Raw genomic sequence first — 6,933 nt, forward strand, 5'->3', positions numbered from 1 at the left:
AAGACTTCGAATGATCGGTCACATTAGTCTCTGGCGGCGAGGTTAGAGTCGGCGCGGCGGGCGGATGAGTGCCTGCGACGGCAACGACCGGCGTGTGCGACGAAGCAGTAGTCACCGGTGCGGACTTGGATGTGGACTCGAATGCGGGCGGATCGCCGAAAGACTTCGAATGATCGGTCACATTAGTCTCTGGCGGCGCGGTTGGAGTCGGCGCGGCGGGCGGATGAGTGCCCGCGACGGCAACCACCGGCGTGTGCGACGAAGCAGTAGTCACCGGTGTGGCCTTGGATGTGGACTCGGATGCAGACGTGGATGTCGGTGCAGGCGCGGATGCAGGCGGATCGCCGAAATACTTCGCCCACGCCGCAGCCTCAAGCGGCTTGTGGTCGGCAGAACTGGTGAAACGATATTGTCCGCCGGCGTTCGCATCCCAGATGTTCACGAAGCTGACATGCACCCCCGATTGATGCAGCGTGTCCGCCAGCCACTTCACGAATGTCGGATTGTCGGTGAGACGCGCGCCATCGTGCGTGTTGCCCGCACCGGTTTCGGCAATTGCGAACGGCTTGCCCGTCGATTTGGCGAGATCGATCAGCTGTTGAAGCGTGGTCGCATGACCCACGCTGCCATCGAGGGACCATTGGTTGGCGGCTGGGTAGGTATAGTAATGCTGAAGGTTGACCGGATCCGACGCCCATTGCTGGACGCTCGAATCGTAGACCGGGTGGGACGAGTTGAGGACTTGCCCGCTCTTGTCCCAGTCATAGAGGTGTGTCGGCGAGCCGTAGGGAAAGACATCGCCATAGACGTCGGCGGCGATGATATCGACATACTGGTTCCCGGGGTAAGCAGTCTGGATGACGTTGCCAGCATGGCTGTAGTTCACCACGCTCGGATTCCACGCCACTTGGACGTTCACGCCTTCAGCCTTGCCCGCAGCGTGCAAGACCGTGGAGATGTGCTGGAAGGCCTTGACCCAATCCGCGCGTGTTGCAGCGTCGTTGCCGGCATAGGACGGCATGGTGTCAATATTCATCTCCCAGCCCGGCCGCCAAATCTGTGTCGTGAAACCATGGTCGGCCCAGGTTTTGACCATGCCTTTCAGAATGGGGTCGTATTTTCCGGCCGCGAAGTCCTTGTAGAACTGATCGGGAGTTCCCGAGCCCGACGCCGTCGAGGTCATCGGCAACCCGATCACCGGCGTAACGCCTTTAAGCACGGGCGACTGCGCCATCGAGGCTGCATTCCAGCTCGCCTGACCAACCCAACCCGAGATGGGCAGGCGCTGATCGCCATATTGGTCGAGGAATTGCGGCTTCGTTTTCATCAGGTCCGAGAAGGCGCTGAAGTTTGCTTCGAAACTCGCCTCCTCACTGTGATCATAATAGTTCGGGTTCCCTACAAAGACGCCGAGAGGAAACGGCGTTGCACCGCTTGCGTTCTGAACCATGCCTTTTGTGCCCCTGCTCTAGAGTCGTGTTTAGGCAGCGAATGCGGATTTCTGATGTCGTCATTCGACACGCTGGCGCCGCGAGTCTGCCACGCATCTGGCAACGCCAATCTCGCGATCATCCAACGCGCCAAAAGGCGCAGCGGCTGGTGGCCTTGACGCTTCAGGGCGAATCCAATTGCGGTGCTATGAAGAGACCGTCGAAATCGACGCCTGACCGAACACAACATTGAACAAAGCGCAGGACTGGCGCCATCCGACTCGGGCCAGGCTTGCGATCAGTATGCGTTGGCCCCCCACCAAAAATTGGCAGCCCCCTCTCGATCCCCGGGGCCGACCACCGGTCCGACGCCCAGAACAGGAATTGGCTGAAACTATCGATCTGATCATCGTGCCGGCCGTTGGGGAAGGCGAGGATCTCGCTGTGAAAATCGGCCAGCCAAGGCGCCTCGCGCGGTGCGGGACAACAATTTCGCCGTGACGTCAGCGCTGGAAAGCTCGAATTGCTCCAAATGCCACGGCCCATGATGATGGCCCGGAAGGTTACGAACAAACCAGGGCGTCACATGAAGCTCCTTCATTGAACAACATCGGGACCGCCCGGCAACGCGGGCTCCGATACCGGTTGATTCGATAGCGAGAACAATTTCGAGAACGTTGAAGCTTAACGTAGTGGCGTTTCCTGCGCACTGATTTAGCGACGGAATTTCATCGCTGCGTAAGGAATGGTTATCGTCAATACCTTGATACGAGTCTTACAAGTCGGCTTCTGCCGTGCCGCCCCTGCATCAGTTCGCTACCTAGCGTGCCAGCAGATCCGACAAACGGTGATTCCGTACGCGGAAAGCGCGTGCTGTCGACTCAATTGACCCGCTAGTTGCAAATTGCCGGATTTGAGTCTATTCTGTCTCTATTACGAACCACGGATATCTGTTAATTCGGATTGATGAAATGATTGCTCGGACCGACAGCTTTGTGGTCGGCACCCGCTTTAAGATAAGCGAGTTTGGTGCCGTTAGGTGCCCAGATCTGGCGAACAAGACCGGTACGGTCGTCGAAGTCAGCCTTCGTACCACCGGGATCACGGTGCTGTTTGATGGCGGCGCGAGACCAACGTGCCTGCACCAGGACTATTTGTCCCCTCTCTCGGGGTGATAGGTCTTCCTGGTCTTCGAACGGTATGCCGGTTGCGATCTTCGGCACCGAGGCCCCGCGCTCTGTGGGTTTCGTGCTTGTCTGATTCATCGATTTTTACGACGCGCAGTAGTTGGCCGCCGTTCCGAGCCGCGAGGAAACAATAGTTGCGGAGTGCGTGAGGCTGCCGCTTTGATGGCCGCATGAGCAGACCCATCCACCCACAAAGCAGCAACCTCTCCGATGCGGCCGTTGACGATCACTCGGGGCGGGACGCGCGCGCCGGGCGCCAGTACGTCGATTGTTGGGCAGCAAGAAGGCCGGCCCGCGCTGACAGACGGCGCGAAACCACCCGCGCGCTGTATTCGGCGCCGATCACGAAGCGAAAGAGCGGCCCAAAGCTCATCGCAGAGGAGGGACCGACGAAGTGAAGTCCCGGTACCGACGCTTCGAAGCTGGCGTTCAGTTGTGGCGCCCGCCCAAGGCATTGGATCGCATTTCGCAGATCCTGAGAGAGGAACATCAGACGTCCAACATCGATATCATAACCGCTGCCGGCGATGACATGGTCAACCATCAGCCGACGTTCACCTTGATCATTTGCATGGCGCAGCTCCAGCGCCACGCGCCCTGACACTTCGCCCGCCTTGACGACAGTCACATTGAGATGGATCGGCAACCGCGTTTCAACGCGGTGGCGGAGCCACCATGCCCCCTCCGCTGGCAGGTGGTTGTTGACAAACCGGGTTCGCCATTTGGCGGGCACTCGATAGAGCGCGCCCGGAAATTGGGTCAGCGCCTTGGCTTTGAGCCCGCGGCCCAGCCCCGAGATGGGCCAGCGCACGCGTTCCCAGAGACCAGGTTGGAGTGAGGAGCGATCATGCCAGCGAACCGCGCTCTCCCGTACGAGAAGCAGCGGCCGAGCGCCGGCTTCACACAGTAAGGCAGCCGCCTCGAGCGCTGACTGACCCGCCCCAATCACCGCGACATCGCGCCCTCTGAATGCAGCGAAGCTGGTCACCCTGGACGTATGGACCGCAACATCCGGTGGCAAGGATGCCAGCACTGGCGGAACATGCGCAAAGCCCGACAACCCCGTCGCAATGACGACCCGTTCTGCGACGAGTCGTTCTCCATCAGACAGAAGGATAGCAAAACCGCTCCCCTGCCGATCAACACGCTCAACCTCGACGGGCTCGACCCAGGGCACATTGTGGTGCTGGAACCAACGCCCGTATTCCGTGAAATTTGCGATCGAGCACGGCTCGAAAGTCTCAAGACCGCGCGGCTCGTTATAATCAGCGAAGGAATAGCCCGGCGCTGGTGTCGAGAGATTGGTTCCAAAACAGAAGGATTTGAGATAGCGCTCGCCGCCGGCCTCGGCAATATCAGACCAGAATCGCATCGGCTGCCCGAAAATGCGATTTTCTACCTTACGCGCCGAAAGATGGGCGGCGAGCGAAAGTCCATACGGACCGGCTCCGACGATCGCGACGGCGACCCGGCTCATGACAATTCCTGTATGACTGCCCGTGGCGTCCAAGCGGCGTCGAGCGCCGACAGGCGCATGAATCGCGGCAAAGCTTTGACGCCCAGATGGAGCTGCGAGAGCGAATGGATGATGCCAGGAATTGAATCGTTGCTGTCTGCAGCGTAATCGACCGCATCGTCCGCGTGCTTCCTAAGCCAGGCACGCCAATATGCGCGATCCTTGGGCGACATTCGCCTTGTGAGAGCCTGAGCAAAAAGGAACGCCCGCAGGGCAAAGCTATCGCAAAAGACAACTCGCTCATTATCCTGAGCCTGCGCCTTCGCCACCGCTTCGCGCAAGAATGCGGTGTCGCCAACAGCGTCAAGGCACGCAAGGAAAGGAAGCGGCATACCTCGGCGGATATCCATGCCGATCTGATTGAACAGGCGCGGGTTAAAGTCGATAACCGCCCAACGCCCATCAAACAAAACAAATTCAACTTCGAAAATGCCAAAATATTCTAGTTCGCGACAAAGGCGGCGAACTGCCTCTGAAAGTGCCGGGGCTGCTGGCAGCGATTCAAAACAAAGCCCAACCCCCATGGGTTGGGATCGCTGCAACACTTTGGTTGCGCTACGGCTAACAAACAGCTCTCCCGTCCGATCGATGAAGCCCGTCACCGAATGCACACCCTCGCGTCCTACTCGGACAAATTGTTGCAGAATAGGCAAGCGGGCATCAGCCAAAAGCGGCTTGTCAGCCGCCCGCTCGCGATCAACAAACAGCTGGTATTTGTTCAAGAGCTCATTGCTCGAATAGGCCACTATCCCCTTGTCGCTCCTTAGGCGGTGAACATGCGTGCGCGGCTTTATAAGAATCGGATAAGGTAGGTTTGGCGCTAATTTCGCGACATCATCGATGGTTCGTGGGTCCCAGCTCGGCAACACAGTGAGGCCGGCGTTGATTGCAGCATCCGCAAGAAGCTTCTTTTCAAGAATGCGCTGCAAGGTCGCAATGGATGGTTGATACATACAAAAATACCGAGCCAGAAGCTCGGTGTTTTCCGTATACGTCCAGGCAGTTTCGTCCGACGTCGGTAGCAAAATTTTACCGGGATTGGCCGCACCAATCGCAACAAGCCGCTCAAGAAACGATGGGCCTTCGCTTTCCGGTGGGGCCGAATAGACACGTCCCGCGTGACGCGACCACGCCGCTGCGTCTAGGCGTTGGCTTGATAGGACGCCGACGTCGATATTGCATCTCGCGAGATGGCGGACGGCCGCGACCGTTCCACCGAACGAAGCAGACGCCAAAAGCACAGAAAGATCTTTGTTCAATATACACACTGTATCAGTCTTCGAAATCGATTGGGCCGCCATCATGCGGTTGCCAGAAAAGCCCGGCGGCTCGCGTCGAACATTGAAGTTGCCCCCGCAGTATCGATCAGCACCGTCCAACCCGGCGATGCTACGATCCAGCCTTTATCAGCGTCTATTCGAGTTCGAAATTAAAGTAAACGTTCATCGTAAATGCGGGGTCTGGTGCGCAGTCGACGAATACCCGGCGTGATATGCACCACGCCGGGTTTGACGATCCGGGTGCAGACCCGCCAGTCCATGGAGATTCACTCGCCAGAGTACTTCGCGCCGGCGGGCCATTTTGGAGGATAGCGTTGATGGCTGTTGCGAGCGAACAGGTGATGCTACGAATGCCCGCCTCGCGGATCAAGGCCATAGAAGCCTTTGCGAAAAGTCAGAGTGGCTCGCGCTCGCACGCCATTCGTCAGCTTATCCAACGCGGCTCGCAGGCTTGGATTGAGGATCATCTTAATGCGGCAAATTCGAGGTAGGCCGATTGCCCAATCGCATGCGCGGCGCCCGTAAGGCATGTTGTCTACCTGGACTGATGTTACGGTCGGCCCGGGAAAATTGGCCTCAGCTCTGAGTCGCCTCGAGCTGGGGCCAAAATTTTGAAGACCTCCCTCGCTTCGATCTTCTTTGGTTCTCGCCACACAACCTGAATGTGCTTTGTCGGCGGTACAAGAACAAAACGTGTCAGTTCTCGCTCTCCTGCAACCGGTTGCGGTAAAAGCGCTTGCGACTTAAATGTGCGGAAGCAGATTGCGGTATTGGCGCTGTCTCGTCCCCGCTTACCCTTGTCGATATAATGATTTCGGTCCAGCACTGCGGCGGCAGGCGTGTGGACGGCTCCGGCGTTTCTGCCAGCCCCGAGCGCCGGGGTCGCTCCCTTCCAGACAGAAGCAAAAACGCCGCCCGCTTAAATCTACCGCGGACGGCGGCGTTCCAGCCCCCGGTGGGATGATTCAACAATCCCGGTAGCAATTAGTCCGATGGACGGCGAAGGTTCAACCGCAGACAGCGCGTCGCATTTAGGAACGAAGGCTTCGAAGCAGGTTGCCGGTTCGGTGCCTGATCCTGACAGTCAGGTACATGTCTGCGTTGATGAAGGCCCTAGCTTTCCCCCTGAGCTGGGGCCTCTTCATTGCCCGCGAGGATGGGCCTGTCACAAACCTGTGGCATGACCATTGCACACTCAAGATCAACTGGGATTTCGGTGTCCAGTTAGAAAATACCGCGCTGCCGGGATCTGTATTTCCAGCCCGACAGCGCCTTTTTCAGGATGCCTATTTTCGGAGCACCCATGCCATCGAACACCGTTGAATTGATCGTTTCCGCTTATGTACGTTTGAAGAACCGCCGAGCATTGGAGGAGATGCGTGAACTTCGACGCCAGTTGCTCGGAGGCTTACAAGCCGCGCCCGGCATCAATCTGCGTCTAGCTGTGGCCTGTCAGGAGGTTGTCCATCTGGTCTGAACCGAGGAAGCTGAGGTTGCGAAGCTTCAGTGTTCCAAGGAGA

General features: G+C 58.1%; 5 protein-coding genes. 1 reads left to right on the forward strand and 4 read right to left on the reverse strand.

The genetic code is table 11. The features are described from left to right. From Q2941_RS28075 to Q2941_RS28090, 4 genes are all read right to left on the reverse strand, one after another. On the reverse strand, nucleotides 1–1,450 hold a 1,450-nt coding region (locus tag Q2941_RS28075; protein ID WP_479684034.1), incomplete at its 3' end, for a glycoside hydrolase family 26 protein. Between the two features lie 933 nt (nucleotides 1,451–2,383). After that, nucleotides 2,384–2,653 carry a hypothetical protein gene (locus tag Q2941_RS28080; protein WP_458194388.1) on the reverse strand — a complete coding sequence of 90 codons (270 nt, stop codon included), beginning with the start codon at nucleotides 2,651–2,653 and terminating at the stop codon, nucleotides 2,384–2,386. Nucleotides 2,654–2,843: 190 nt separating this feature from the next. Further along, entirely contained in the window at nucleotides 2,844–4,094 is a 1,251-nt protein-coding gene (locus tag Q2941_RS28085; RefSeq protein WP_458194389.1) for an NAD(P)-binding domain-containing protein, read from the reverse strand. Next, a complete protein-coding gene (locus Q2941_RS28090; RefSeq protein WP_458194390.1) occupies nucleotides 4,091–5,512 on the reverse strand; it encodes an ATP-grasp domain-containing protein in 1,422 nt (473 codons plus the stop codon). Before Q2941_RS28090 ends, Q2941_RS28085 begins: the two co-directional genes overlap by 4 nt. 1,204 nt (nucleotides 5,513–6,716) lie before the next feature. Here Q2941_RS28090 and Q2941_RS28095 point away from each other — a divergent pair. Next, on the forward strand, nucleotides 6,717–6,890 hold the full coding sequence (locus tag Q2941_RS28095) for a hypothetical protein (protein WP_458194391.1): 174 nt from the start codon (nucleotides 6,717–6,719) through the stop codon (nucleotides 6,888–6,890). Nucleotides 6,891–6,933 lie beyond the last annotated feature (43 nt).

The sequence above is a fragment of the Bradyrhizobium sp. UFLA05-153 genome, from assembly GCF_054185185.1.

Excerpts from the sequence above, each read along its gene's own strand:
- Q2941_RS28085 (WP_458194389.1), bottom strand. The coding sequence starts at position 4,094 with ATGAGCCGGGTCGCCGTCGCGATCGTCGGAGCCGGTCCGTATGGACTT.
- Q2941_RS28095 (WP_458194391.1), top strand. The coding sequence starts at position 6,717 with ATGCCATCGAACACCGTTGAATTGATCGTTTCCGCTTATGTACGTTTG.